Source organism: Pseudonocardia endophytica (assembly GCF_004339565.1).
Lineage (GTDB): Bacteria > Actinomycetota > Actinomycetes > Mycobacteriales > Pseudonocardiaceae > Pseudonocardia > Pseudonocardia endophytica.
The window spans coordinates 2,404,949-2,430,882 of the sequence record NZ_SMFZ01000002.1; the positions used below are offsets into that span (position 1 = coordinate 2,404,949).

A 25,934-nucleotide genomic window follows, 5' to 3' on the forward strand; every position below is an offset into this window, starting at 1 on the left:
GGAGCCGTGCCGGCGACAACGCTGTTGCATTTTCCTGAACATCTCGGCCTTGCCCGCCGCGTTCGCTCCGGTCACCATCGAATTCATGCGATTCGAGATCGGAACGAGGGAGGGCGACGGTGGCTGATTCGTCACTCGCCGGCAAAGTCGCTCTCGTTACGGGCGGAAGCCGGGGAATCGGTCGCGCGATCGTGGACCGGATCGCCGCAGCCGGCGCGCTGGTCGCCGTCCACCACAGTTCCGTGGCCGACGAGTCGGCCGGAGAGCCCGACGCGGTGAAGGAGCTCGTCGAGTCGCTGACCGCCGCCGGTCGCACCGCGTTCGCCGTCGACCTCGACTTCGGCGACCACGACGACGGGGACCGCCTCACCGAGGCGGTGGTGGCGGGCCTGCGGTCGCACGGCGTCGAACCCCGTCTGGACATCGTGGTGAACAACGCGGGGATCACCTCGCGCACCCCGTTCGGGCAGGTGACCGGCGCGCACGTCGACCGGCTCTTCGCGGTCAACGCCCGCGCCCCGTTCCTGCTGCTCCAGCGCGTGACGGAGCTGCTGGCGCGTGGCGCGCGCGTCGTGAACGTCTCCAGCGGGCTGACCCGCATCGCCGAGCCGGTCGACCCGCAGCAGGAGCTGGCGCACGCGATGTCGAAGGCCGCGCTCGAGATGCTGACGCTGCACCTGGCCCGTCCGCTGGCCGCTCGTGGGATCACGGTCAACACGGTCGCGCCCGGCATCGTCGACGTCGGTGACCCCGCGTTGTCCGACCCGGTCCTGCGCGACCGGCTCGCCGGCCTCTCGCCGTTCGGGCGCTGCGGGACGACCGACGACGTCGCCGACCTCGTCGAGTTCCTGGTGTCCGAGCGCAGCCGGTGGACCACGGGCCAGCGCGTCGCGGCCTCCGGCGGTGCCGCCGGCTGACACGGGAGGAACCCGCGCGCCGATGTCGTCGTACGCGCGCGGAGCACGACAGATCGAGGTCGAGGGGGACCTGTCCGGATCGGCCACCGGTGGGTCCCTCGACGTCGAGGGCGCCACGACGGCCGGGTGACCTGCGAGGACGTCGGGGGGCGACGAGATGGCACGGGTGTTGGTGGCCGAGGTGGAGTCGGTGGAGGCGATCGCGCTGACCGACTCGTTCCGGCGGCGCGGGTTCGACGCGAGCCGGGTCGTGACCGGGACGGAGGCTGTGCGCGAGGCCGCCCGTGTGGACCTCGTCGTGCTCGGCGTCGAGCCGGTCGACCTGTCCAGCCGCGAGGTGTGCGCCCTGATTCGCCGACGGTGCGCGGTGCCGATCATCGGCGTCGTGGTGCGGCACACCTCGCTCGACCGGCGCGCCGCGCTGGAGGCGGGCATGGACGCCTACCTCCCGGCCGGGTACTGCATCGGTGAGCTGCTGGCCAGGGCGGAGGTCTCGCTACGGCGGTTCCCGCCGGTGGCCGGAGACGCCGGCTCGATCGTCTGCGGGCCGCTGGTGCTCACGCCGGAGTCCCGTGAGGTGTTCCTGCACGGACGGTCGCTGACGTTGACGCGCAAGGAGTTCGACCTGCTGCGCCTGCTCGCCGACGATCCGTCCCGGGTCGTGTCCCGCCGGGAGATCATGGCCGAGGTCTGGGCCGACGACTACGGGCTGGCGAACCGGACCATCGACACCCACGTGAGCAGCCTGCGACAGAAGCTCGGTTATCAGCGCGCAATTCTCAACATTCGCGGGGTCGGATTCCGGATCGGATGGTGGGACGACGACTCCTCCAATCCTGCGGAGCCCGTCGGGGACCAATTCTCGACAGTAGATCTCCAGACTCGCTGAGTCACGCCGAAAAGCAGAAAGAAGGACGACATGGCACACCTGTCCGTCGAGGACGGTCATCTCACGGTTCTCAACCTGTTCGGTGCGCAGACGACCGCGGGCCAGGACCGCCTGATCGAGGTGATGACCGGAATCATCGACACCGCGGACTACCCCGGGTGGGTCTCCTCGACGTTGCACGCCGGCCAGGACGAGCGCGGGACGGCCAACTACATCCAGTGGCGCAGCCGGGAGGACCTCGAGGAGCGCTACGCCGGAGCGACGTTCCGGCACGAGACCGTCCCGGAGTTCCGCGAGCTGTCCACGTTCATCCGGCTGCTGCAGACCGAGGTCGTGTTCTCCCAGCAGAACCCCACGACAACGCTCGAGCCGGTCGAGCTCACGCCGGACCGCGGCGACCACACGGTGATCGTCCTGCTGACCGTGGATCCGACGGACCAGACCGAGCTCGTCGACACCCTGGCCAAGCCGGACGGATGGCTCACGACGGTGCCGGGCTACCGCTCGCACAGCTACCTGCGCGGCCTGGACGGGACGTTCCTGGTCAACTACGCCCAGTGGGAGAGCAAGGAGACCTACGACGCCTTCCACCACCTGCCGGAGAACGAGCGCCCGGTCGACGTCCGCCGCGGCCGTGAGATCGCGGGCGGCCTGGTCACCGACCGGTGGTCGAACACCTACCGGGTCGTGCACACGAGGTCGGCGCCGTGACGACCACGCCGCCCCCGCACGTCGGCCGGGTCGACGCCTCGGTGCTCGTCGTCGGTGCAGGCCCGGTCGGGCTGATGCTGGCCGGTGAGCTCCGGCTCGGCGGCGTCGACGTCGTCGTGGTCGAACGGCGCGACCGCCCCAGCGAGGAGTCCCGCGGCCTCGGCTTCACCGCCCGTGCCGCCGAGATCCTCGACCAGCGCGGGCTGCTGCACCGGTGCGGCGACGTCGAGGTGTCCCGGCAGGGACACTTCGGGGGCATCCCGCTCGACTTCGGCCTGCTCGACGGGGCGCACTTCGGTGCGCGGGGCGTGCCCCAGCACCGGGTCGAGGCGGTGCTGGAGCGGTGGGCTGCAGAGCTGGGCGCGACGATCCTGCGGGGAACCGAGCTGACCGGTCTGGAGTACCTCCCGGACCGGGTCGTCGCGGACGTGACCGGGCCGTCCGGGCCGTTCGCGCTGACCGCCCGGTACCTCGTCGGCTGTGACGGTGGCCGCAGCACGGTCCGCGGCCTGGCCGGGTTCGCGTTCCCGGGCACCGACGCGACCCGCGAGATGTACCTGGCCGACGTCGTCGGTGCCGGGATCCGGCCGCGGTTCATCGGCGAGCGCGTCCCCGGCGGGATGGTGATGTCCGCCCCGCTGGAGCCCGGCGTCGACCGGATCATCGTGTGCCCGCGCGAGGCGCCGCACCGCACGCGGGACCGGGCGCCGTCGTTCGACGAGGTGGCCGATGCCTGGGAGAGCCTGACCGGGGAGAGCCTGCACGGTGCCGAGACCCGGTGGGTCAGCGTGTTCACCGACGCCACACGACAGGTGGACGGCTACCGGCGAGGGCGCGTGCTGCTGGCCGGGGACGCCGCGCACGTGCATCTCCCTGCCGGCGGTCAGGGGCTGAGCCTCGGGGTGCAGGACGCGGTCAACCTCGGGTGGAAACTGGCCGCGACCGTGCGTGGCGACGCGCCGCCGGACCTGCTCGACACCTACGACACGGAGCGCCGCCCGGTCGGCGCCCGGGTGCTGCGCAACACGCTGGCCCAGGGGCACCTCTACCTCAGCGGCTCCGAGGTCGAGCCGCTCCGCGCGGTGACGGCCGAGCTGCTCGCGCTGCCCGAGGTCGCCCGCGTACTGATCGGCATGGTCAGCGGCTTCGACGTCCGCTACGACGTCGGGCCCGGCGACCACCCATGGCTCGGTGCCCGGCTGCGCCCGCTCCGCTTCGGCGGTTCGCCCGCAGCCGAGCGGCTGCACGCCGGGCACGGAGTGCTGTTCGACCCCACCGGGGTGCTGGTCCGGTCGACCTCGCCGTGGGCCGGCCGGGTGGACCCGGTCGTCGGTGCGCCCGGCCAGGACTGGCCGAGCCGCACGGCGGTGCTCGTCCGGCCGGACGGCTACGTCGCGTGGGCCGGCGACTCCGCCGCGGGCCTGCCCACGGCATTGCGCCGGTGGTTCGGCGCCCCTGATCCGTCCACACCGGACACCACGACTCCGCAGGAGGAGCTCACCCATGTACAGCACGCTGATCGTCGCCCGGATGGACCCGGAGGCGCACGAGTCGGTGGGCAGGCTGTTCACCGAGTTCGACAGGACTGAGACGCCGCACCTGATGGGGACCAGGCGGCGCGAGCTGTTCCACTACCGCGGCCTCTACTTCCACCTCCAGGACTTCGACGGCGACGGCGGGGGCGACGCGATCCAGGAGGCGCGCACCCGGCCCGAGTTCGTGCAGATCAGCGCGGACCTCAAGCCGTTCATCGGCGCCTACGACCCGGACACCTGGCGCTCGCCGCGGGACGCGATGGCGACCCGCTTCTACCACTGGTCCGCGGGCTGAACGGGGGAGTGGAGGACATGACACGACGTGTCGCCATCACGGGCCTCGGGGTGCTGGCCCCCGGTGCGATCGGCGCGAAGGAGTTCTGGAGCCTGCTCGGCGAGGGGCGGACGGCGACCCGCCGGATCACGTTCTTCGACCCGTCGCCGTTCCGCTCGCAGGTCGCCGCGGAGATCGACTTCGATCCGGCACTGCACGGACTGTCCCCGCAGGAGATCCGTCGGATGGACCGCGGGGCGCAACTCGCCGTCGTCGCGACCCGAGAGGCCGTGCAGGACAGCGGAATCGAGCTCGGCGACCTGGATCCGACCAGGCTCGGGGTCACGATCGGCACCGCGGTCGGGGCGACGACCGGGCTGGAGGACGAGTACCGGGTCGTGAGCGACGACGGCCGGCTGTCGCTGGTCGACCACCGCTACGCCGTCCCGCACCTCTACAACTACCTCGTCCCGAGCTCGTTCGCGTCCGAGGTCGCCTGGACCGGCGGAGCCGAGGGGCCGGTCACGGTCGTCTCCACCGGCTGCACGTCCGGCCTGGACGCGGTCGGGCACGCCGTCGAGCTGATCCGCGAGGGCACGGCGGAGGTGATGCTGACCGGCGCCACCGACGCGCCGATCTCCCCGATCACCCTGGCGTGCTTCGACGCGATCAAGGCGACCACGCCGCGCACGGACGAGCCGGAACGGGCGTCGCGGCCGTTCGACGCGACCCGCAACGGGTTCGTGCTCGGCGAGGGCGCCGCGGTGTTCGTCCTGGAGGAGCTCGACCACGCCCGACGCCGCGGCGCGCAGGTGTACGCCGAGGTCACCGGCTACGCGTCGCGCTGCAACGCGTTCCACATGACCGGGCTGCGCGCGGACGGTGCCGAGATGGCGGCGGCGATCGGGGCCGCGCTGGACGAGGCGCGGATCCCGCCCGAGCGGATCGACTACGTCAACGCACACGGATCGGGAACGAAGCAGAACGACCGGCACGAGACGTCGGCGTTCAAGACCAGCCTCGGCGACCACGCCTACCGGACGCCGGTCAGCTCGGTGAAGTCGATGGTCGGGCACTCGCTGGGCGCCATCGGCTCGATCGAGATCGCCGCGTCGGTGCTCGCGATCCGCCACGACGTCGTCCCGCCGACCGCGAACCTGCACGAGCCCGACCCGGAGTGCGACCTGGACTACGTGCCGCTGACGGCGCGGGACTGGCGCACCGACGCCGTCCTGTCGGTCGGCAGCGGGTTCGGCGGCTTCCAGAGCGCGATGGTCCTGCAGGCCGAGGGGACCGACCGATGACCACCACCGTGGTGACCGGGCTCGGCGTGGTCGCCCCCACCGGTCTCGGCGCCGAGGAGCACTGGGCCGAGACACTGGCGGGCCGCAGCGGCATCGGCGAGATCACCCGCTTCGACGCACGGGGCTACCCGTCCCGGCTGGCCGGTGAGGTGCGCCGGTTCCGGGCCGAGGACCACTTGCCGGGACGTCTGCTGCCGCAGACCGACCACATGACCCGGCTCGCGCTGGTCGCCGCGGACCGGGCGCTGGCGGACTCGGGCGTCACGCCGGATGAGTTGCCCGCGCTGCGGTCCGGGGTCGTCACGGCCAGCTCAGCCGGCGGGTTCGAGTTCGGGCACCGGGAGCTGGAGGCGCTGTGGAGCCGCGGCGGCGAGTACGTCAGCGCCTACCAGGCCTTCGCCTGGTTCTATGCGGTGAACACCGGCCAGATCTCGATCCGCAACGGGCTGAAGGGGCCGAGCGGCGTGCTGGTGTCCGACCAGGCGGGCGGCCTCGACGCGATCGGCCAGGCCCGACGTCGGATCCGGCGGGGCGACGCCCTGGTCGTCACCGGCGGGGTGGACGGGTCGCTGTGCTCGTGGGGCTGGGTCGCCCAGCTGGCCGGCGGCCGGCTGAGCACCGGGACCGACCCTGCGACCGCGTACCTGCCGTTCGACGGCGCGGCGGCCGGGCACCTGCCCGGCGAGGGCGGGGCCCTGCTGGTGCTGGAGGAGCGTGATGCGGCACTGGCCCGCAACGCACCCGTGTACGGCGAGATCGCAGGCTACTGCGCCACGTTCGACCCGCCGCCCGGCAGCGACCGGGAGCCTGCGCTGCGCCGGGCGATCCGGGGCGCACTGGACGACGCGGGCGTCCGACCGTCCGACGTGGACATCGTGTTCGCCGATGCGGCCGCGGACGACCGGCTCGACCGCGTCGAGTCCCGTGCGATCGCCGACGTGTTCGGTGACCGGGCGGTCCCGGTCACCGCCCCGAAGGTCCTGACCGGTCGGCTGGGCGCCGGGGCCGGGTCCCTGGACGTCGCGACGGCGCTGCTGGCGCTGCGCGACGGGGTCGTCCCGCCCACCCCGGGCCCGCAGCTCGCGAGCCACCACCCGATCGACCTGGTCACCGCGGCGCGACGGACCCGCCTGGACACCGCCGTCGTGCTGGCCCGCGGCGAGGGCGGCTTCAACTCGGCCGTCGTCGTCCGGACCGACCACACCCACCGGCCCGATCACCTGGGAGAACACCGATGACCGAGCGACTGACGCTGACCGACCTCACCCGGATCCTGCGCGAGGGCGCCGGAACCGACGAGGGGGTGGACCTCGACGCGAACATCCTCGACGTCGAGTTCGACTCCCTGGGCTACGACTCGATCGCGGTCCTGGAGACCGCGGCGCGGATCAGCCGCGAGTACGGCATCCATCTCGACGACGACGCCCTGGCCGAGAGCAGGACGCCGCGCGCCCTGCTCGCGCTGGCCAACCGGTGACGGTCACGACGGACGGTGCCGTGGCGCCGTCAGGGGGAGAACCGATGTCGATCGCACTCGACACCCGATCCGAGCACGGCCACGCGGACTGGTCGCTGTGCCCGTCCTGCGGCGGAGTGCTCTACGGCCGACGGCTGGCCCGGGACCTGCTCGTCTGCCCGGACTGCGGTCACCACCACCGCCTGACCGCCCGCCAGCGCCTCGACCAGCTGCTCGACCCGGGGTCGGCGGAGATGCTGGACGTCAGCGCGTCCAGCCGTGACGTCCTGGAGTTCACCGACACCGCGCCCTACCCGGAGCGTCTCGAGCGGGCGCGGCTGCACACCGGGCTCGACGAGGGAGTACTCGTGGCGTCCGGCCGGATCTGTGATCGGCCACTGATCGTCGCGGCGATGGACTTCCGCTTCCTCGGCGGCTCGCTCGGCGCCGCCGTGGGCGAGGCCGTCACGCTCGCGGCCGAGGCCGCCCTGCGCCGGTCGGTGCCCCTGCTGCTGGTGTCCGCGTCCGGTGGTGCGCGGATGCAGGAGGGCGCGATCGCGCTCATGCAGATGGCGAAGACCAGTGCCGCGCTCGGTCGGCTCGACGAGGCGGGCGTGCCCACGATCGCGCTGGTCACGGACCCGACCTATGGCGGTGTGGCCGCGTCGTTCGCCACGCTCTGCGACGTCATCGTGGCCGAGCCGGGCGCCCGGCTGGGGTTCGCCGGGCGGCGGGTGATCGAGCAGACGATCCGCCAGGAGCTGCCGGACGGCTTCCAGAGCGCGGAGATGCTGCTGGAGCAGGGCATGATCGACGCGATCCGGCCGCGCTCGGAGCTGCGCGCGACGCTCGGGCGGCTGCTCGCCGCGGGAGACCCGCCACCGGTTTCCGACGATCACCCGACGGCTGCGCCCGATGTGGTCCGCGACCCGTCCGCGCTGCCGGCGGTCGACGCGTGGCACGCCGTGCAGCAGGCACGCGACCTGGACCGGCCGACGACGCTGGACTACCTGGCCGGCGCGTTCGAGGACTTCGAGGAGCTGCGCGGCGACCGGGTCGGTGGGGACTGCTCGGCGATCGTCGCCGGCCCGGCCCGGCTGGGTGGCCAGCCGGTGATGGTCATCGGACACCAGAAGGGCCACTCGCTCGCCGAGCTCACCGCGCGCAACTTCGGGATGGGCAACCCGTCCGGGTACCGCAAGAGCGCAAGGCTGATGCGGCTGGCCGCCAAGTGGGGACTGCCGGTCCTGACGTTGGTGGACACGCCGGGGGCGTTCCCCGGTCCGGACGCCGAGGAGCGCGGTCAGGCCGTCGCGATCGCCGAGAACATCCGGCTGATGTCCGCGCTGCGGGTGCCGGTGCTGAGCATGGTGATCGGAGAGGGCGGTAGCGGCGGCGCGCTGGCGCTGGCCGTCGCCGACGAGGTCCTGATCTCCGAGCGGGCCGTGTACTCGGTGATCAGCCCGGAGGGCTGTGCCGCGATCCTGTGGGACGACCCCTCGATGGCGCCCACGGCGGCCGGCGCGCTGAAGCTGGACGCGCGCAGCCTGCTCGAGCTCGGGGTCGTCGACGGCGTCGTGCGCGAGGCGCCGTCCGGGACGTCGACCGCGGAGCGGGTCGGGCGGGTCGCCCCGGTCCTCGCCGCACATCTACGCCGCCTCGCGGCCCAGGACCCGGATCGGCTGGTCCGCCGCCGCCGGGCCCGTTTCCGGGCGTTCGGGCGCCCCGGCCCGGACTTCCCGAATCCACGGCGGGCCACCGCATGAGCGCCGGGACCGGGCAGAACGGCGTCGCGGCCCCCGCCGTGCCCACCGCACCGGACGCCGACCCGGGGCGGGCCGACGTGCTGGAGCAGGTCCAGCGCAGTGCGGTGGCGCTGTTGACGGCGGGTGGTGCGCCGCCCCGATCGCTGCGTGTGCAGGTCGGCGACGTCGTGGTGGAGGCCGAGTGGGGGCGGGTGCACGAGCCGGTCGCGGTGGGCCCGCCGCCGGCGTCCTCGGAGCCCCGCGACGCCGCCCCGCCGGACCCGGGCCGGGCGACGGTCACGGCGCCCACCGTCGGCGTGTTCTACCGGGCGCCCGAACCCGGCGCGCCGCCGTTCGTCTCCGAGGGCGACCTGGTCCGGGCCGGCCAGCAGATCGGGATCGTCGAGGTGATGAAACTGATGATGCCGGTCGAGTCCGATGTGGCCGGCCGGGTCGTCGAGTTCCTGCGCGCCGACGGCGACTCCGTCGAGTTCGCCGAGCCGCTGCTCGTGCTCGACCCGGGGGAGGTCTGAGGACGTGCTCGAGACGATCCTGATCGCCAACCGCGGCGAGATCGCGCTGCGGGTGGCCCGCGCCTGCCGCGAGCTGGGTGTCCGGTCGGTGGCCGTGTACTCCACCGAGGACCGTGACTCGGCCGTCGTCCGGTTCGCCGACGAAGCCGTCCACATCGGACCTGGACCGTCCCGGCAGAGCTACCTGAACGTGCCGGCGATCATCGAGGCGGCCAGGCGGACCGCGGCGGACGCGGTGCATCCCGGGTACGGCTTCCTCTCCGAGGACGCGGACTTCGCCGAGGTGTGCGAGGACAACGATCTGACGTTCGTCGGGCCGCCGGCGAAGGTCATCGCGAGTCTGGGCGACAAGGTCGCGGCGCGGGCGTCGATGGCCGCCGCCGGCGTGCCGCTGCTGCCGGGCAGCCGCGAGCCGCTGCGGTCGGCTGCCGAGGCGGAGGCGCTGGCCGCCGAGATCGGCTACCCGGTGATCGTCAAGGCGGCGGCGGGGGGCGGGGGCCGGGGCATGGCCGTCGTCGACGACCCGGCCGACTTCGCCCGCGCGTACCGGACCACGACGGCGAACGCACGCCAGCTGTTCGGCGACCCGCGGGTGTTCGTCGAGCGCTACCTGCCGTCCGCCCGCCACGTCGAGATCCAGGTCCTCTGCGACGGCCACGGCGGCGCGGTGCACCTCGGGGAGCGGGACTGCTCGGTCCAGCGCAGGCACCAGAAGCTGCTGGAGGAGAGCCCGTCGCCGGGCGTGCCCGCCGAGCGGATCGAGGAGATGGGCAGGCTGGCCCTGGCCGGCGCGCAGGCCGTGGGCTACCGCGGCGCCGGGACGTTCGAGTTCCTGCTCGACCCGGACGGGCGCTTCTACTTCATGGAGGTCAACTGCCGGATCCAGGTGGAGCACCCGGTGACCGAGATGATCACTGGGATCGACCTGGTCCAGGAGCAGATCCGGATCGCCTCCGGGGAACCGCTGGCGTTCGGGCAGCAGGACGTGACCCGCCGCGGCGCGGCCGTCGAGTGCCGGATCAACGTCGAGGACCCGGACCGGTCGTTCGCGCCCGCCCCGGGGGTGGTGACCGAGTTCGTCCCCGCGGCCGGGCCGTTCGTGCGGGTGGACACCCACGGGTACCCCGGCTACCGCGTCCCGGCGACCTACGACTCCCTGCTGGCCAAGCTGCTGACCTGGGCGCCGACCCGCGGGCAGGCGCTGTCCCGGATGGACCGCGCGCTCGCGGAGTTCCGCGTCGACGGCCCCGGCGTGCGCACCACGTCCGGCTTCCTGCGCCGCGTCCTGTCCGACCCGCAGTTCCGGGCAGGCGAGCACGACACCGGGATCGTCGAGCGGCTGCTCGCGTCCCCGCCGGATCCCGGCACATGAACCAGACCGTCCACACCCCAGGAGGGACCATGTCCGCACGGACCGCCGTCGTCACGGGCGCCACCAGCGGGATCGGGCTCGCCGTGACCGAGCACCTCGCCGACCAGGGCCACCGGGTCTACCTGTGCGCCCGAGACGCCGACCGCGTCGCGCAGACCGTGGAGCGACTGCGCGAGAAGGGCTACGACGTCGACGGCCGGGCCTGCGACGTCCGGTCGCCCGACGACGTCCGCGAGCTCGTCGACGCCGCCGTGGAGCGCTACGGCCCGGTCGAGGTGCTCGTCAACAACGCCGGCCGCAGCGGTGGCGGCGTCACCGCCGACATCGCCGACGACCTGTGGTTCGACGTGATCGCCACGAACCTGCACAGCGTCTTCCTCGTCACCCGCGACGTCCTGTCCCGGGGTGGGATGCGCGAGCTCGGATGGGGCCGGATCGTCAACATCGCCTCCACCGCCGGTAAGCAGGGGGTGGTGCTGGGCGCTCCGTACTCGGCGTCGAAGCACGGGGTCGTCGGGTTCACCAAGGCGCTGGGCAACGAGCTGGCCAAGACCGGCATCACGGTCAACGCCGTCTGCCCCGGCTACGTCGAGACGCCCATGGCCCAGCGCGTGCGCGAGGGCTACGCGGCCGCGTGGGGCACGACCGAGGAGCAGATCCTCGAGCGCTTCGAGGCCAAGATCCCGCTCGGCCGGTACTCCACCCCGGACGAGGTGGCCGGTCTCGTCGGCTACCTCGTCACCGACACCGCCGGATCGGTGGCCGCGCAGGCCATCAACGTCTGCGGCGGCCTCGGCAACTTCTGACCACCCCACCCACCCAGGAGGGACCATCATCATGCCGACCACCCGGGAGACCGAGCACGAGGTGCTCGTGGACGCTCCGCCGGTCGACGTCTACCGGATCGTCGTCGACGTCGAGCGCTGGCCGGAGATCTTCCACCCGACCGTGCACGTCGAGGTCGTCGAGCGCGAGACCGGCCCGGACGGCTCCGCACGCTCCGAGCGGATCCGGATCTGGGCCACCGCGAACGGCACGGCCAAGACCTGGACGTCGCGCCGCACGCTGGACCCCGACGCCCGCCGCATCACGTTCCGCCAGGAGGTGTCCCAGCCCCCGGTCGGGGGGATGGGCGGCGCCTGGATCGTCGAGGACGCCGGCGGCGGGCGCTCGCGCGTGCGGCTGCTGCACGACTACCACGCCGCCGGCGACGACCCAGCGGACCTGCAGTGGATCGACCAGGCCGTCGACCGGAACAGCCGCGTGGAGCTGGAGGCCCTGCGGTCGCATCTCGAGCGCGCGACGTCCGCGCCCGAGCTGCTGTTCACGTTCGAGGACTCGGTCGAGGTGGGCGGGGCCGGACGCGACGTCTACGACTTCATCAACGAGGCCCAGCTCTGGGACGAACGGCTGCCGCACGTGGCCAAGGTGTCGCTGGAGGAGGACACCCCGGGCCTGCAGCTGCTCGCGATGGACACCCGGACCAAGGACGGCTCGACGCACACGACCGAGTCGGTGCGGGTGTGCCGGCCGCACTCGCGGATCGTCTACAAGCAGACCCGCGTCCCCCCGCTGATGACGCTGCACACCGGCGAGTGGCAGATCGCCGACCGGCCGGGTGGCCGGGTGTCGGTCACGTCGCGCCACACCGTCCGGATCAACGAGGAGAAGATCGCCGACGTCCTGGGTGCGCAGGCGGGCGTCGGTGACGCGCGCGACTATCTGCGCCGGGCGCTGGGCGGGAACAGCCTGGCCACCCTGGAGCTCGCGCAGCGCTACGCGGAGTCGCGGTGAGCGCCGCGGACGGCGGCATCGACACGGTCGACACGGCGGACGTGGTCGTCGTCGGCGCCGGGCCGGTCGGGCTCATGCTGGCCGGGGAGCTCGGCTCGGCCGGCGTCGACGTCGTCGTCCTGGAGCGGCTGTCCGAGCCGACGGGGGAGTCCCGCGCCGGGCAGCTCAGCGCCCGCACGGCCGAGCTGCTGGCCGAACGCGGGCTGCACACGCTGCTGGGCGAGGCCCGCGCCGAGTCGGGGACCCATCTCGCCGGCATCCCGGTGGACCTGTCCGGTTCGGACAGTGCCCACGCCGGCGTGTGGAAGGTCCCGCAACGCCGCACCGAGTTGGCCCTCGCCGATCGTGCGCGGTCGGCGGGAGCGCGGATCCTGCGGGGCAGGCGACTGGTCGACCTCGACGACGGGCCGGACACGGTGTCGTTGCAGGTCGGTTCGACGTCGGGCACGCATCGGGTCCGCGCCCGCTACGTCGTCGGGTGCGACGGTGGATCGGGTCCGGTCCGCGAGCTGGCCGGTTTCGAGTCGGTCGAGGCGCCCGCCACCCGGGAGCTGCTCCGGGCGGACGTGACCGGCGTCCGGATCCCGGACCGGCGCTTCGAGCGCACCCCGCACGGGTTCGCCGTCGCGCACACCGCGGCCGGGGTGACCCGGGTGATGGTGCACCGGTTCGGGCAGCAGCCCCTGGCCCGGGCCGCCCCGCCGGATTTCGCCGAGATCGTCGAGACGTGGCGCGAGGTGACCGGTGAGGACCTCACCGGCGGCCGGGCGTCGTGGACCGACGCGTTCGGCAACGAGCACCGGCTGGTGACCCACTACCGGCGCGGTCGCGTGCTGCTGGCCGGGGACGCCGCGCACTGGCATCTCCCGATCGGAGGGCAGGCCATCAACGTCGGGCTCCAGGACGCGGTGAACCTGGGGTGGAAGCTCGCCGGTGTGCTGCGGGGCGACCCGCACCGCGTCCTCGACAGCTACCACGACGAGCGCCGCCCGGTCGCCGCCCGGACCCTGGAGTGGGTCATGGCCCAGGAGTCGCTCCTGCTCGGCGGGCCGGAGGTCGACCCGGTACGGGCGCTGCTCGCCGAGGCCGTGCGTGGGCCCGCGGCGCAGCGCTACCTGGCCGACGCGCTCGGCGGACTGGACGTCGACTACCGGCACCACGGACATGCGGGCGGTGGACGACGGTTCCACCCGACGCTGCTGCACACCGCCGAGGGCATCGTGCCCAGCGGCGAGGTGCTGGGCTCCGGACGAGGGATCGTCCTCACCGACCGGCCAGAGCTCGTCTCGGTCTGGGAGCCGCGGATCGTGGTGGCCCGTCCTCCGGACGGTGTCGCGACCGTGGTGCGCCCGGACGGCCACCTCGCCTGGTCGGGCACGAACGCGACCGGCCTGCTCAAGGCACTGACCCGATGGTTCGGCTCGCCGTCGCGCCGGGGCCCGGCGACGAAGCGCGCCGCCGCCACTTCGAGAACACAGAGGACACGGAGGACACAGCGATGAGCACCGTGCACGATCCCCCGCCCTACGCCCGGATCCTGCAGCTCGCCACGGCGAGCTGGCTCTCGGCCGCCGTCAGCGCGGCCGCGAGCCTCGGGGTCGCCGACGAGCTCGCCGGGGGTCCGCGGCCGGTCGACGAGCTGGCCACGGCCCTCGATGTTCACCCGGACGCCCTGTACCGGCTGCTGCGCACCTGTTCCGACGCCGGGCTGTTCCGCGAGGGCGAGGGCCGCCGGTTCGCGCTCACCGACGCCGGCCACGCCCTGCGCAGCGACGGCCCTGGGTCCATGCGCGACTTCGCGATCTGGACGGGGTCGCCCGCGGACCGTTGGACCTGGTCGGCCCTGACCGAGTCGGTCCGTACCGGACGTTCGGCCTTCGAGAGCGTCCACGGGGCACCGATCTGGGACTGGTTCCGCGACCACCCGGACGCGGCGGAGATCTTCGACGCCGCGATGACGAGCACGTCGAACCAGGTGATCGCGCCGGTGGTCGCGGCGTACGACTTCGGCGGGTTCGAGCGGATCGTCGACGTCGGGGGCGGGCGTGGCGCGCTGCTGGCCGCCATCCTGGCCGCCAACCCCGACGCCCGCGGCGTTCTCTACGACCAGCCCGGGGTGGTCTCCCCGGACCGGCTGCAGGAGGCGGGTGTGGCGCACCGGAGCGAGACCGTGGCCGGCAGCTTCTTCGACTCGGTGCCGTCCGGTGGGGACGCGTACGTCCTGTCGAACATCATCCACGACTGGGACGACGAACGGTCGCAGCACATCCTGCGCAACTGCCGCGACGTCATGAAGCCCGACGGCCGGGTGTTGCTGGTCGAGGCCGTGATGCCGGACGGTCCCGGACCGGCGCCGACGGTGAACCTGATGGACCTGGACATGTTGCTGCTGTGCGACGGCAGGCAGCGCACCGAGGCCCAGTTCGCCGCGCTGTTCGAGGCCGTGGGCCTGGAGCTGGTCCGCGTCGTCCCCAGTGGACTGTGCAGTGTCGTCGAGGCGCGCCCGGTCTGACCGGGGTCGGCGTCAGCGGGGCAGGTGGCCGTACAGGAACGCGCGCACCCCGGCCACGGCGGTCGCGCGGACCTCGTCCGGTCCGGCCGACAGGCTGAATTCCGACGGCAGCATGTCGGCCGATGTGATCAGGGCGGTGAAGTGCTGCGCGGCCATCACCGGATCGGCGACCTGCAGCAGGCCCTCGCTGGTCAGACGTTCCATCTGGGTGGCGAGCGCGCGGCGGGCGCGGTGCGGGCCCGCCTCGCGCCAGGACCTCTGGAGCTCTTCGGGGAAGCGGTCCGGTGCCGTCCGGATCTCGCGGACCAGCGCGAAGTGGTCGTGGAACGACTCGTCGGGGAGTAGCCACTCGTAGGCGAGGTCGACGAGTGCGGTCTCCAGGTCGTCGATCCGTCCGCCGAGGCAGCGTTCGATCAGGCGTTCGCGGGCGAGGGCGACCTCGCCGGAGCTCTCGACGGTGACGCTGGCGAACAGGTCCTCCTTGTTCAGGAAGTGGTTGTAGACGGTCCGGGTCGACACCTGCGCCTCGCCCGCGATCATCTCGATGCTCGTGCCGAGGTAGCCGGTCTTCCCGAAGGCCCGCCGGGCGGCGGTCACGATCGCGCTGCGCTTCGCGGCGAGCCTGCGGGACGGGCGGTCGGTCGACCGGGTCGTGGCCACGGTGGCTCCCATCACGTCGGGCAGTGGAGTGAAATGCAGATTGTATTGTACTGTTGTGCCCACCCGCGGCGCTCGCCCGGACGGCGGTCGAAGTCTGCCAGCCGGTGCCCGCGCCGACCGTCGCCGCATCGGCCGGCCGCGGGCACATCCCCCGGCCACCGTCGGTCGGCCCGACCCGGGGAGGATCCATGACCTCCGACGTGAACTCCGACGCCACGCCCGGTACCACCAGACGACCGGTGGTGGCCCCGTTCGGGGCCCTGCTGCTCGCCGTCCTGTCGTTCTCGTTGCTCCAGACGATGCCGGTGCCCGCCCTTCCCGACCTGCAGCGGGAGTTCGACGCCGGTCCGGCCACCGTCGCGTGGCTGCTCAGTGCGTTCCTGCTGACCGCGTCGGTCGCGACGGTGCTGCTCGGACGCGTCGGCGACATCGTCGGCAAGCGCAAGGTCCTGCTCGCCTGTCTGGGTGTGGCCGCCGCAGGCACGTTGCTCGCCGCCCTCGCGGGGTCGATCGAGGTCCTGATCGTCGCCCGGGCGATCCAGGGGGTGGGGGCGGCCACGTTCCCGCTCGCGTTCGGCCTGGCGCGGGAGGTGTTCGCCCCGGCCCAGGTGCCGGTCGCGATCGGCTGGATCAGCTCGATCTTCGGGGTGGGGTTCGGGGTCGGTCTGGTGATCCCCGGACCGATCGTGGACTCCCTAGGGTGGCCGTGGATCTTCTGGCTGATGCTGGCGGTCACGCTGCTCGGGGTCGTGGCGGTCGCGGTGGCGCTGCCGGAGTCCGCGATACGGGCGTCGGCGTCGGTGGACTGGGGCGGCGGGGTGCTGCTGGCGGGCGGTCTGGTCGCCGTGCTGCTCGCGACGAGCGAGGGCCGCTCGTGGGGCTGGGCCTCGCCGGCCACGGTCGGGCTGTTCGTGCTGGGGGCGGTCCTGCTCGTGGTGTTCGGCGTCCTGCAGTCGCGCCTGCCGCATCCGCTGCTCGACATCGGGCTGCTGGGGCGGCGGGCGGTGCTGACCGCGAACGTCACCGCCCTGCTGATCGGGATCGGCATGTACGGCGCGTTCACGCTGGTCCCGCAGCTCGTGGAGACGTCGCCGCAGGCCGGCTACGGATTCGGCGCGACCATCGGCGAGGCCGGCTGGTTCATCATCCCGATGGCCGCGACGATGCTCGTCGCGAGCCCGGTGGCCGGCCGGCTCGGCTCCCGGATCGGGTTCGTCCCCGTCCTGGTGCTGGCGTGCGTGATCGGTGCCGCGGGCTTCGTGTTCTTCGCCGCCGCCGCGACGTCCGCGTGGCCGGTCTACGTCGGCTCGGCCGTCCTGGGGGTGGGCGTCGGGTTCGGCTTCGCCTCGCTCGCCAACCTCGTGATCTCGGCCGTCGAACCGAGCCGGACCGGCGAGGCGACGGGCATCAACACGATCATGCGGACGGTCGGCGGCGCCGTCGGCGCCCAGCTCGCGGCCACGATCGTCGCCGCACACACCCCGGCCGGCGGCCGCACACCCGAGCTGTCCGGCTACACCACCGCGTTCGTCGTCTCGGCCGCGGCACTCGGGATCGCCGCGCTCGTGGCGTTCGCCGGCGCGCGCCGCGGTGTCCGTTCCGACTCACCCATACCGATCGAGAGGTGACCCATGACAGCCACAGTTGCGATCATCGGCGGCGGTTACGGCGGGGTGCTGGCCGCCCGGGAGCTCGACGCCGTCGCCGACGTCGTCCTCGTCGAACCGCGGGACGCGTTCGTGCACAACGTCGCCGCGTTGCGGGCGCTGGTCGACCCATCCTGGGTGGACGAGATCTTCCTGCCCTACGGCTCGCTGCTCCGGCGGGGGCGCGTGGTCCGGGATCGGGCCGTCGAGGTGACCTCGCATCGGGTCGTGCTCGGCTCGGGGGAGGTGATCGAGCCGGACATCACAATCCTGGCGACCGGATCGACCTACCCGTTCCCGGCCAAGGTCGACGTCGATCACGCCGAGCTGGGCAAGGAGCGCATCCGCGCCGCTCACCGGGCGCTGGTCGACGCGTCGTCGGTGCTGGTGCTCGGCGCGGGCCCGGCCGGTCTGGAGTTGGCCGGCGAGATCCGCTCGGCGCTGCCGGCGACGGCGGTGACGATCGTGGATCCGGGGCCGGACCTGCTCGGTGGCGGCTTCCCGGACGAGCTGCGCGACGAGCTCCGCGGCCAGCTCGCCGACCTCGGGGTGGAGCTGTTGTTGGGCACGGCGCTGCGCGAGCCGCCGTCGACCGAGCCGGGAACGTTCGGTCCGGTCGAGGTCACCACCGGCGGCGGGCGCACCCTGCGGGCCGACATCTGGTTCCGCTGCTACGGGGTGGTGCCCACGTCCGGCTACCTGGCGGGTGACCTGGCCGGTGCCCGTCGCGCCGACGGCCACGTACGGGTCACCCCGGAGCTGACCGTGGAGGGCCAGGTGGACGTCTTCGCGGTCGGCGACCTCACCGACCTGCCCGAGGCCAAGATGGCGAAGGCGGCCGAGATCCACGCCGGGACGGTCGCGGACACGATCCGTCGCCGGCTCAGCGGCGAGGGCGGCGAGCCGTCGCGGTACGCGGTGCCCTCGCCGGGGATCTCGCTCCCGCTGGGCCCGAAGGGCGGCGCGTCCTACAACGAGGCCGTGGGCGTGCTGGGCGCCGAGCAGACCTCAGGACTCAAGGGCACCCACCTGCGACTGGACGACTACCGGGAACGACTCGGCCTGCGATGACACCCGTCGTCGTCGTCGGAGCGGGGCCCACCGGCCTGTTGCTGGCCGGTGACCTCGCTGCGGCGGGTCTGGCGGTCACCGTGCTGGAGCGCCGCCCGGCCGGGATCAGCAACCTGAGCCGGGCGTTCGGGGTGCACGTCCGCACGCTGGAGTACCTCGACGCCAGGGGCCTGGGCGACGAACTGGCCGAGATCGGGCAGCGGGTGTCCGAGCTGCGGTTGTTCGGCACGGTCCGGATCGACATCTCCGGCACCGACGCCCGCTACCCGTACATGATCAGCACGCCGCAGTACGAGGTGGAGCGGCTGTTGCTGCGGCGTGCCGTCGAGCACGGTGTCGAGATCCGCCACGAGAGCCAGGTCGTCGGGCTGGCACAGGACGGGTCCGGCGTCGCCGTCTCCGTCCGGGGCCCGGCCGGTCCGGACACCGTGCGTGCGAGCTGGGTCGTGGGCGCGGACGGCGCCTACAGCGCGACGCGTGCGGCCCTGGCCCTCCCGTTTCCCGGCCGGGCGGTCGTGAAGTCGGTCGTGCTCGCCGACGTCCGGCTGACCGACGAACCGCCTCGCACCGTGACCGTGAAGGGCGCTCCGGATGCGTTCGGCTTCCTCAGCCCGCTCGACGCGACCACCTGGCGTGTGGGCGGATGGTCCCGCAGCCACGACGACCGGCCGGAGTCGGAACCGGTCGAGCTCGACGAGCTCCGGGAGACGTTCCGGCTGACGTTCGGCACCGACTTCGGGATGCACGACCCGACCTGGCTGTCCCGCTTCCACAGCGAGGAACGCCAGGTCCCCCGGTACCGGGTGGGGCGGGTGCTGCTGGCCGGCGACGCCGCCCACGTGCACTCGCCGGCCGGGGGCCAGGGGATGAACACCGGGCTCCAGGACGCCGCGAACCTGAGCTGGAAGCTGGCCGCTGTCCTGCGCCACGGTGCCCCTGAATCCATTTTAGACACTTATCAGGCCGAGCGCCATCCGGTCGGGCGCAACGCGATCCGGAGCAGCGGCCAGAACCTGCGGCTGACCATGGCGCGCAGCTCGGTGGCGCGGGCCCGCCGTGCGTTGTTCTCCTACGCCGTCGAGCGGGTCCCTCCGCTGCGTCGCGCGGTCGTGGGGGAGGTGAGCGGGGTCGGTCACCGCTATCCACGTCCACGGGGGTCGCACCGGCTGGTGGGCAGGAGATGGGGCGATCTCGAGCTGGTTCCGGGGCGGCTCTACGAGGCACTGCGGTCGGGCCGATTCGTGCTCGTCGCACCGAAGGACGTCACCGCAGGCTGTCGGGACGATCGGGTGGAGGTCAGGAACTGGCTCGACGAGCGTCGCACGACGGTTCTCCTCCGTCCGGACGGGCACGTCGCCTGGGCCGCCGAGGACGGGACGTGGGAGGCGGGGCTGTCCGCCATGGCTCGATGGGTTCCGGAGCGGGCGCCGGGCGGAACGGAATGACGGGTGCTCGGCAGCAGGGTGGGCGTCCGCCGCGGCCTCAGCGCAGGATGTCGGCGAGCACGTCGATGCCACGGCGCATGTCGTCGCTGGTGGTTCCGGCGTACCCGAGTAGCAGCGCCGAACGGGGGTCGGGTCCGAGGTAGTGGGTCGACAGGGGCCAGACGTGCACCCCACGACGGACGGCGTTCCTGGCGACGGCGCGGTCGTCGCGATCGTCGGCGAGCCGGCCGACGAGGTGGAGGCCCCCGTCGGAGGGCGTCATGTCGAGGCTCCCGGCGATCGGCTCGGTGAGCCCGACCAGCTCGTGCTGGCGTTCGTGATGCAGGACACGCATCCGGCGCAGGTGGCGCGCGAGATGTCCGTGGTCGATGAAGTCGGCGACGACGGCCTGGTCGATGAGATGGGCGTGCATGTCGGTGCTCAGGTGCGCGGCGACGAATCCGTCGACGAGGTCCGGCGGTGCGACGACGTAGCCGAGCCTCAGGCTCGGGAACAGGACCTTGCTGAACGTGCCCACGTAGATGACCCGCTGGCGGTTGTCGATGGCCGCCAGTGCCGCGTGCGGCTTGCTCACGTAGCGGAACTCGGCGTCGTAGTCGTCCTCGACGATCCAGGCGTCCTTGCTGCTGGCCCAGTCGATGAGAGCGAGCCGGCGTTCCAGGGACATCGTGTGGCCGAGCGGGAACTGGTGGGAGGGAGTGATCGCGGCGAGGCGTGCGTCTGGTTCGAGGTGGATGCCGGCGGTGACGTCCAGTCCGTTCTCGTCGACCGGTACCGGGACGATGCGGGCACCCGCCGAGGTGAGCGCGGCGCGGGTGCCGAGGTAGCCGGGGTCCTCCAGCCAGGCGGGGTCGCCGGGGTCGAGCAGGATGCGGGCGCAGAACTCCAGGGCCTGCTGGGAGCCGGTGGTCACGATGACCTGGTCGGCCGTGCAGCGGATGCCGCGCGCGGTGCTGATGTAGGTCGCGATCGCCTCGCGCAGCGGGCGGTAGCCGGCCGCGTCGTCGTAGCGCATCAGCTGCGGTCCCGACCTGCGGATCCGGGTCGTGTAGAGCTTCGTCCACGTCTCGAACGGAAACGCGTCGAGGGCGGGAAGGCCAACCAGGAACGCGGTGCCGTGCGGCGCCCGCCCGAGCACGGAGGGGAGCGGCAACCGACGGGCCCGGATCAGGCGCTCTCCGCGCGCGGAGAGCCTGGCGGCCGGGCTCGCCGAGGATGCCGTGGTGGCCGGCGTGCCGGGACCGGTCGTCAGCAGCTGCTCGGGGAGCACGTGGGCGACGTAGGTGCCGGAGCCCTGCCGGCCGGCGATGTAGCCCTCGGCCCGTAGCTGCTCGAACGCGGCGAGCACCGTGTTGCGGGACAGGCCGGTCTCGGTGGCCAGGTGCCGGGTCGGAGGAAGCCGGGCGCCCGCCGCGAGCTGACCGGTCAGGATGCTCGTCCGGAGCTGCTCGTACAGCGCCTTGTAGGCGGGCACGCCCGACGGGCCGGGGAGGTCGTCGCCGCCGCTCGTGTTGCGGGCAGATATCACGTGGTTCCCCCACCCGGTCTCGGATTGGCTCTGGTGAACCTAGGCGATCTGGCTAGCGTGAGGGAACCAACAAACCACCTTGACGGCCAGCCGTTCGCGCGAAGTGCCGGCCGGATCGCGAGCGCGGACGACCATGACCGCGCCCGACCGAACGGCTGCCCACCCACCACTCAGGAGGTTCTCGTGCCGATCTACCTCAGCATGCAGCGCGTGCGGTTCTCCAGCCCGGACGCCTACGAGAAGTTCAAGGTCGTCTTCGGTGACACCCGCCATCACCTGATGCAGCTGCCCGGGTTCCTGCACCTGACCTGGTGGGAGCACCCCGACGACCGAGGCTGGTTCAACGAGTGCAGCTTCTGGACCAGCAAGGAAGCCCTCTACGACTGGCACACCGACACGTACCACAAGCACGCCAAGGCGTGGGCCGCCAACGGCGCGATCATGGAAGACATCATCTGCAACTTCGAGCTGGTCGGGACCCGGCTGTTGCGGATCTGTCCGTGTTGCGGCGAGCTGCAGGACAAGGCCTACGAGCTCGCCCAGGAGCAGGCCGTTCTGGCCGAGCAGTGTCCGAAGTGCGGGTTCCATTTCCCCGTGCTCGGCGAACAGCCGTCGAGCTTCGCCGTCTTCAAGGACGTACCGCTGAGCCAACTGGACGAGAGCTCGGCCGGTGAGGACAGCGGGGTCAACGTCGACGGCGAGACCGAGATCGAGGAGGCGATCGAAGGTCATCACCCCGTCCAGGTGTGACCGACCCCGGAGCGCCCGGCGGGTCGGGCCCGTACCGGGCCCGACTCCGGTCCGAACGATCCACTTCTGAGCTGGTGGCGGAGGACCGCCGGCCGTCCCGATAGTCCTTGCAGCAAAGGAGCTGTGGCAGTCATGACGACGTCCGACGAACTGTGTTGGATTCCGGCCGCCGAACTGGCGAAGCGGATCCGTGCCGGCGACGTGACCCCCACCGACGTGGCGGAACAGGTCGTCGCGCGGATCGACGCGGTCAACCCCGAGCTGAACGCGTTCATCAACTTCGACCGCGAGCAGGTGCTGCACGACGCCCGGCGGCTGACCGAACACCAACACCGCGGCGGCGAGCTCGGCCCGTTGCACGGGGTCCCGTACTCGATCAAGGACCTGACCGCCGTCGCCGGGCTGCCGCTGACATTCGGTCTCGAACCGCTCAAGGACAACATCGCCTCCCGCGATGCGGCGGTCGTCACCCGGCTGCGCGCGGCAGGCGGGTTGTTCCTCGGCATCACGAACACGATCGAGAGTGGCTACCACTGTGGAAGCACCGACAACCACTTGTTCGGTGCGACGCACAACCCGTGGCGGCACGACCTGATCGCCGGCGGCTCCAGTGGCGGCGCGGCCGCCGCGGCCGCCGCCGGTCTGGGACAGCTGCACGAGGGCAGCGACGGCGCCGGATCGGTTCGCTCTCCCGCCTCGCTGTGCGGGGTGGTCGGGATGAAACCCACGGGCGGCCGCATTCCGCAGTCCATCCTCCCCGGCCGGTACAACAGCTGGGTCCACCACGGCCCGATCACGCGCACGGTCACCGACAACGCACTCATGCTGAACGTGCTGGCGGGACCTGATCCGTCAGACCCCACCAGCCTGCCCACCGAGCACCTCGACTACGTGACCGAACTCGACAACGACATCACGGGCTGGCGGATCGCGTACTCACCCGACCTCGACTACGCCCACGTCGACTCCGAGGTCGCCGGCATCTGCCGGACGGCGGTGTCCGCGTTCGAGGAGCTCGGCGCACACGTCACCGAGGCGACCCCGCACTGGGGCAACCCGGTCGACGCCATGTGGGACGGCATCTGGGTGCCCGGCATCGGCAGCGCCTACGACCTGGTCGACTGGGAGGCCCAGCGTGGCCACGTGGACGACAACCTGATCGAACTGATGCACGAGAACGAGCGGCTGTCCGGCGTCGACGTGGGGCGCGCGGACGTGTTCCGCGGCGCGATGTGGGACACGTTCTCCGCGTTCATGAACGACTACGAACTGCTCGTCACGCCGACGTTGGCCGACCCCGCGTTCCCGCTCACCCAGTTCGCGCCCGATCGGCTGCTCGGTACGCCGCTACGCAGGCAGGCACTCGAGTGGGTGCTCACGTTCCCGTTCAACATGATGACCACCCCCGCCATCTCGGTGCCCGCTGGCTTCACCTCCGACGGGCGGCCGGTCGGACTGCAGATCACCGGCCGGATGCACGCCGACTCCGCGGTCCTGTGCGCTGCGGCCCACTTCGAGCGAGCCCGTCCGTGGGCACCGCACCGCCCGTAGACCCAGGGGGCTCACTCCGGCAGCTGGTCCTTCGTGATCACCCAGAGCTTCTTGGTGAACGGGCCCTTCGAGGTCCACGTGATGTGCTGGCCCGAGTTGAGGCCGATCAGGTCACCGGCCCGGTAGTTGGTCACCCGTCCGGAGTCCGTCTCGCGGACCTCGACCTCGCCCTCCAGCAGCAGGATCGTCTCGTCACCGAGGGTGCCGGTGTAGGGGGTTCGCAGGGTCCCGTCCGGGTCGACCTCGGTGCCGGCGATGCCCTTGCCGGAGCGCCAGACGCCGCTCAGGTGCGTGCCGGTCGATCCACCCTCGCGGATGAAGAACAGCTCACCGGCGACCTGCGGACCCTCCGCCGGTTCGGTGAAGTGGTACTCGGCCCACTCCTGCGGGTTGTCGTTGTGGTTGACGACTGCGATGTCCCGCGGCGCGTTCGGGTTCGCGTCGGTGCCGTCCCAGATCACCCAGTACTTCTTGAAGTACGGCGCGTGCACCTCCCAGGTGAGCTCGACGCCCTTCGGGTGGCTCAGGACCGAACCCGGCGTGAGCTCGTGCTTCTCACCGGTCGCGTTCACGGTCACCGTCGCCGAACCCTCGATCACGACCGCGGTCTCGTCACCCAACGGGGACGAGTAGACGATCGTGTGCGAGCCGTCCTGGCTCGCGCCGGGCGAGGTCGGACCGGTCCGCCAGAAACCGGCCTGCAGCGATCCACTCGTGCCGTGCGGCCGGAAGATCGCGACCTCGCCGGCGACCTGCTTTCCGAGGCGGGGCTCCTCCCACTCGAACGGGACCCACTCCTCGGGTGCGGGGTGCGGGGTGCCGCCGTGGACCTTGTGCTCGACTACCGAGGTCATTGCCTGCTCCTTCCTGATGCCCGGTCCGGACACGGACCTGGCAAACCTGCCCGGGGGCCCTCGGCCCGGTACGGCTGCGCCGGGTGGCGACGTGCCGCTCACCCGCTCCGCCGTTCCGGCCCGACGGTCTGGCTCCGTCCGGCGGACGGAGCCCGTCGCCGACCGCGGGCGCCCTTCTCCTACGAGTACGTCGAGCGGCCGTGGCGTGACGCAGAGCACGCTAGAAGGTGTCCGGACGTGGGTGTGTTCTCCGGGCGACACCGCACTTGTCGTTGCGCGCCACGGCCGCGCACGGAGCGGTCGGCGGGCGTCTCGGCGTGACTCACCACACTCCTGCCTCGTATCCTCCGGCGGTGGCGACCGCCGGACCCGACCGGGCGATGGTCGAGACAGCACGCTCGCTGTCGGGGTGGTCGGACCTGATCAGGGAACGTTTCGTGCCCCTCGACATCACCCCGCACGGTGCGCCCGACCTGCGCGGCGCCGTCCGCTACCGGCACCTGGGTCGGCTCCAGGTGGCCGCCGTGCGGTCCGCCCCGCAGACGTTTCGCCGCACGCGCTCGCAGGCCGCGGTGGCCGACGACGATCTGCTCGCGATCGGGGTGATCGCGGACGGTACCGGCTGCCTGGAACAGGACGGCCGGTCGTGTGTCGTCTCCGGCGGGGAGTTCGCGCTCTACGACACGAGCCGTCCGTTCAGCTGGAGCCTGGACGGGACGTGGGACATGCGGGTGTACACGTGGCCCCGGACCTCGCTGCCGTTCCTGGACGAGGAGATCGAACGGCTGACCGCGCGAACCGTCACGCGGGACTCCGCCATCGGCGCGCTCGTGACGCCGATGCTGCACCAGCTCTCCGACGTCGACGCGCCGGACCTCTCGCCCGTCGGCGCCGCACGATTGTCCGGAGAGGTCGCCGAGCTCGCGGTCATCGCGGCCTCCGAGCACGTTCCGCCCGGCCGCGCCGTCCACCCCGACGACGACCTCTTCGCGAGGATCCAGGAGTTCGTGCGGGACAACCTCAACGACCCACTGCTCGGTGCCGAGAGCATCGCGCGCGAGCTCTTCGTCTCCACCCGGACCCTGCACCGGATGTTCGCCCGTCGCGATCTCACCCTCGCGAACTGGATCAAGGAACTGCGCCTCGACGCCTGCCGGCGGGCGCTCTGCTCACACCGATGGGAGCACGTTCCGATCGGTCAGATCGCGGCCCGCCACGGGTTCACCAACGCGTCGTTCTTCAGCCGGGAGTTCACCGCCCGATTCGGGACGTCCCCCCGCCGCTACCGGCAGGGGGCGATCTGAATCCCGCCCCGACCGATGCCGGGACGTGACGGTCGCCTGAACGGCCTCGTGCACCGGCCACACCGCGACGTCGGGCCGGACGT

Annotated in this window: 23 protein-coding genes and 1 pseudogene; 21 read left to right on the forward strand and 3 right to left on the reverse strand. The window is 72.4% G+C overall.

Annotated features, from left to right (window positions below):
* The first annotated feature begins 119 nt into the window (after nucleotides 1-119).
* The 15 genes and pseudogenes from EV378_RS30120 (at nucleotide 120) to EV378_RS30190 (ending at nucleotide 15,042) form a co-directional block, all read left to right on the forward strand.
* Nucleotides 120-917 (forward strand): SDR family NAD(P)-dependent oxidoreductase, encoded by a 798-nt coding sequence (locus EV378_RS30120; protein ID WP_132430746.1) that lies wholly within the window; start codon nucleotides 120-122, stop codon nucleotides 915-917.
* A 157-nt stretch (nucleotides 918-1,074) separates the two neighbouring features.
* Nucleotides 1,075-1,806 carry a response regulator transcription factor gene (locus EV378_RS30125; RefSeq protein ID WP_132430747.1) on the forward strand — a complete coding sequence of 244 codons (732 nt, stop codon included), beginning with the start codon at nucleotides 1,075-1,077 and terminating at the stop codon, nucleotides 1,804-1,806.
* A gap of 30 nt (nucleotides 1,807-1,836) precedes the next feature.
* A complete protein-coding gene (locus tag EV378_RS30130) occupies nucleotides 1,837-2,517 on the forward strand; it encodes an antibiotic biosynthesis monooxygenase family protein (RefSeq protein WP_132430748.1) in 681 nt (226 codons plus the stop codon).
* Complete coding sequence (locus EV378_RS30135; RefSeq protein ID WP_132430749.1) at nucleotides 2,514-4,106, forward strand: FAD-dependent monooxygenase; 1,593 nt, start codon at nucleotides 2,514-2,516, stop codon at nucleotides 4,104-4,106. Before EV378_RS30130 ends, EV378_RS30135 begins: the two co-directional genes overlap by 4 nt.
* Entirely contained in the window at nucleotides 4,021-4,347 is a 327-nt protein-coding gene (locus EV378_RS30140) for a TcmI family type II polyketide cyclase (protein ID WP_132430750.1), read from the forward strand. Before EV378_RS30135 ends, EV378_RS30140 begins: the two co-directional genes overlap by 86 nt.
* 17 nt (nucleotides 4,348-4,364) lie before the next feature.
* The gene (locus EV378_RS30145) at nucleotides 4,365-5,630 is read left to right on the forward strand and encodes a beta-ketoacyl-[acyl-carrier-protein] synthase family protein (protein ID WP_132430751.1); all 1,266 of its coding nucleotides are present in this window, start codon (nucleotides 4,365-4,367) and stop codon (nucleotides 5,628-5,630) included.
* Entirely contained in the window at nucleotides 5,627-6,868 is a 1,242-nt protein-coding gene (locus EV378_RS30150) for a ketosynthase chain-length factor (RefSeq protein WP_132430752.1), read from the forward strand. The genes EV378_RS30145 and EV378_RS30150 overlap by 4 nt, the downstream gene beginning before the upstream one ends.
* Nucleotides 6,865-7,107, forward strand: a complete 243-nt coding sequence (locus EV378_RS30155) for an acyl carrier protein (protein WP_132430753.1) — start codon at nucleotides 6,865-6,867, stop codon at nucleotides 7,105-7,107. Before EV378_RS30150 ends, EV378_RS30155 begins: the two co-directional genes overlap by 4 nt.
* A gap of 44 nt (nucleotides 7,108-7,151) precedes the next feature.
* Complete coding sequence (gene accD, locus EV378_RS30160) at nucleotides 7,152-8,852, forward strand: acetyl-CoA carboxylase, carboxyltransferase subunit beta (protein ID WP_132430754.1); 1,701 nt, start codon at nucleotides 7,152-7,154, stop codon at nucleotides 8,850-8,852.
* Entirely contained in the window at nucleotides 8,849-9,364 is a 516-nt protein-coding gene (locus tag EV378_RS30165) for an acetyl-CoA carboxylase biotin carboxyl carrier protein (RefSeq protein ID WP_132430755.1), read from the forward strand. The genes accD and EV378_RS30165 overlap by 4 nt, the downstream gene beginning before the upstream one ends.
* Before the next feature lie 4 nt (nucleotides 9,365-9,368).
* Entirely contained in the window at nucleotides 9,369-10,736 is a 1,368-nt protein-coding gene (locus EV378_RS30170) for an acetyl-CoA carboxylase biotin carboxylase subunit (protein ID WP_132430756.1), read from the forward strand.
* Between the two features lie 29 nt (nucleotides 10,737-10,765).
* Complete coding sequence (locus EV378_RS30175; protein ID WP_132430757.1) at nucleotides 10,766-11,542, forward strand: SDR family NAD(P)-dependent oxidoreductase; 777 nt, start codon at nucleotides 10,766-10,768, stop codon at nucleotides 11,540-11,542.
* 31 nt (nucleotides 11,543-11,573) lie between these two features.
* The gene (locus EV378_RS30180) at nucleotides 11,574-12,530 is read left to right on the forward strand and encodes an aromatase/cyclase (protein ID WP_132430758.1); all 957 of its coding nucleotides are present in this window, start codon (nucleotides 11,574-11,576) and stop codon (nucleotides 12,528-12,530) included.
* Nucleotides 12,521-14,032, forward strand: a pseudogene (locus tag EV378_RS30185) (FAD-dependent monooxygenase); the annotation flags it as partial. The gene EV378_RS30180 and the pseudogene EV378_RS30185, both read left to right, overlap by 10 nt.
* Nucleotides 14,029-15,042, forward strand: coding sequence for a methyltransferase (locus EV378_RS30190; protein ID WP_132430760.1), 1,014 nt, complete (start codon nucleotides 14,029-14,031; stop codon nucleotides 15,040-15,042). The pseudogene EV378_RS30185 and the gene EV378_RS30190, both read left to right, overlap by 4 nt.
* 12 nt (nucleotides 15,043-15,054) lie before the next feature.
* Here EV378_RS30190 and EV378_RS30195 read toward each other — a convergent pair whose 3' ends face one another.
* The gene (locus EV378_RS30195; protein ID WP_165922555.1) at nucleotides 15,055-15,702 is read right to left on the reverse strand and encodes a TetR/AcrR family transcriptional regulator; all 648 of its coding nucleotides are present in this window, start codon (nucleotides 15,700-15,702) and stop codon (nucleotides 15,055-15,057) included.
* Between the two features lie 188 nt (nucleotides 15,703-15,890).
* On the opposite strand from EV378_RS30195, the gene EV378_RS30200 reads away from it, so the two are divergent.
* From EV378_RS30200 to EV378_RS30210, 3 genes are read left to right on the forward strand one after another with little or no spacing between them, the layout of a single operon-like run.
* On the forward strand, nucleotides 15,891-17,330 hold the full coding sequence (locus tag EV378_RS30200) for an MFS transporter (protein WP_132430762.1): 1,440 nt from the start codon (nucleotides 15,891-15,893) through the stop codon (nucleotides 17,328-17,330).
* A 3-nt stretch (nucleotides 17,331-17,333) separates the two neighbouring features.
* Nucleotides 17,334-18,419, forward strand: a complete 1,086-nt coding sequence (locus tag EV378_RS30205) for an NAD(P)/FAD-dependent oxidoreductase (RefSeq protein WP_132430763.1) — start codon at nucleotides 17,334-17,336, stop codon at nucleotides 18,417-18,419.
* Nucleotides 18,416-19,864 carry an FAD-dependent oxidoreductase gene (locus tag EV378_RS30210; protein WP_132430764.1) on the forward strand — a complete coding sequence of 483 codons (1,449 nt, stop codon included), beginning with the start codon at nucleotides 18,416-18,418 and terminating at the stop codon, nucleotides 19,862-19,864. Before EV378_RS30205 ends, EV378_RS30210 begins: the two co-directional genes overlap by 4 nt.
* A gap of 37 nt (nucleotides 19,865-19,901) precedes the next feature.
* On the opposite strand, the gene pdxR is transcribed toward EV378_RS30210, so the two are convergent.
* On the reverse strand, nucleotides 19,902-21,392 hold the full coding sequence (gene pdxR / locus EV378_RS30215) for a MocR-like pyridoxine biosynthesis transcription factor PdxR (protein WP_207908902.1): 1,491 nt from the start codon (nucleotides 21,390-21,392) through the stop codon (nucleotides 19,902-19,904).
* A gap of 183 nt (nucleotides 21,393-21,575) precedes the next feature.
* Between pdxR and EV378_RS30220 the strand changes: the two genes are divergently transcribed.
* A complete protein-coding gene (locus EV378_RS30220; protein ID WP_207908903.1) occupies nucleotides 21,576-22,142 on the forward strand; it encodes an antibiotic biosynthesis monooxygenase family protein in 567 nt (188 codons plus the stop codon).
* A 132-nt stretch (nucleotides 22,143-22,274) separates the two neighbouring features.
* Entirely contained in the window at nucleotides 22,275-23,693 is a 1,419-nt protein-coding gene (locus EV378_RS30225) for an amidase (protein WP_132430765.1), read from the forward strand.
* Between the two features lie 11 nt (nucleotides 23,694-23,704).
* Here the strand turns inward: EV378_RS30225 and EV378_RS30230 are convergent, their stop codons facing one another.
* Nucleotides 23,705-24,547, reverse strand: a complete 843-nt coding sequence (locus EV378_RS30230) for a cupin domain-containing protein (RefSeq protein ID WP_132430766.1) — start codon at nucleotides 24,545-24,547, stop codon at nucleotides 23,705-23,707.
* Nucleotides 24,548-24,900: 353 nt separating this feature from the next.
* On the opposite strand from EV378_RS30230, the gene EV378_RS30235 reads away from it, so the two are divergent.
* Nucleotides 24,901-25,851 (forward strand): AraC-like ligand-binding domain-containing protein, encoded by a 951-nt coding sequence (locus tag EV378_RS30235; protein ID WP_132430767.1) that lies wholly within the window; start codon nucleotides 24,901-24,903, stop codon nucleotides 25,849-25,851.
* Nucleotides 25,852-25,934: the final 83 nt, after the last annotated feature.

Excerpts from the sequence above, each read along its gene's own strand:
- EV378_RS30125 (WP_132430747.1), top strand. The coding sequence starts at position 1,075 with ATGGCACGGGTGTTGGTGGCCGAGGTGGAGTCGGTGGAGGCGATCGCG.
- EV378_RS30130 (WP_132430748.1), top strand. The coding sequence starts at position 1,837 with ATGGCACACCTGTCCGTCGAGGACGGTCATCTCACGGTTCTCAACCTG.
- EV378_RS30140 (WP_132430750.1), top strand. The coding sequence starts at position 4,021 with ATGTACAGCACGCTGATCGTCGCCCGGATGGACCCGGAGGCGCACGAG.
- EV378_RS30145 (WP_132430751.1), top strand. The coding sequence starts at position 4,365 with ATGACACGACGTGTCGCCATCACGGGCCTCGGGGTGCTGGCCCCCGGT.
- EV378_RS30150 (WP_132430752.1), top strand. The coding sequence starts at position 5,627 with ATGACCACCACCGTGGTGACCGGGCTCGGCGTGGTCGCCCCCACCGGT.
- EV378_RS30155 (WP_132430753.1), top strand. The coding sequence starts at position 6,865 with ATGACCGAGCGACTGACGCTGACCGACCTCACCCGGATCCTGCGCGAG.
- accD (WP_132430754.1), top strand. The coding sequence starts at position 7,152 with ATGTCGATCGCACTCGACACCCGATCCGAGCACGGCCACGCGGACTGG.
- EV378_RS30165 (WP_132430755.1), top strand. The coding sequence starts at position 8,849 with ATGAGCGCCGGGACCGGGCAGAACGGCGTCGCGGCCCCCGCCGTGCCC.
- EV378_RS30175 (WP_132430757.1), top strand. The coding sequence starts at position 10,766 with ATGTCCGCACGGACCGCCGTCGTCACGGGCGCCACCAGCGGGATCGGG.
- EV378_RS30180 (WP_132430758.1), top strand. The coding sequence starts at position 11,574 with ATGCCGACCACCCGGGAGACCGAGCACGAGGTGCTCGTGGACGCTCCG.
- EV378_RS30190 (WP_132430760.1), top strand. The coding sequence starts at position 14,029 with ATGAGCACCGTGCACGATCCCCCGCCCTACGCCCGGATCCTGCAGCTC.
- EV378_RS30200 (WP_132430762.1), top strand. The coding sequence starts at position 15,891 with ATGACCTCCGACGTGAACTCCGACGCCACGCCCGGTACCACCAGACGA.
- EV378_RS30205 (WP_132430763.1), top strand. The coding sequence starts at position 17,334 with ATGACAGCCACAGTTGCGATCATCGGCGGCGGTTACGGCGGGGTGCTG.
- EV378_RS30210 (WP_132430764.1), top strand. The coding sequence starts at position 18,416 with ATGACACCCGTCGTCGTCGTCGGAGCGGGGCCCACCGGCCTGTTGCTG.
- EV378_RS30225 (WP_132430765.1), top strand. The coding sequence starts at position 22,275 with ATGACGACGTCCGACGAACTGTGTTGGATTCCGGCCGCCGAACTGGCG.
- EV378_RS30230 (WP_132430766.1), bottom strand. The coding sequence starts at position 24,547 with ATGACCTCGGTAGTCGAGCACAAGGTCCACGGCGGCACCCCGCACCCC.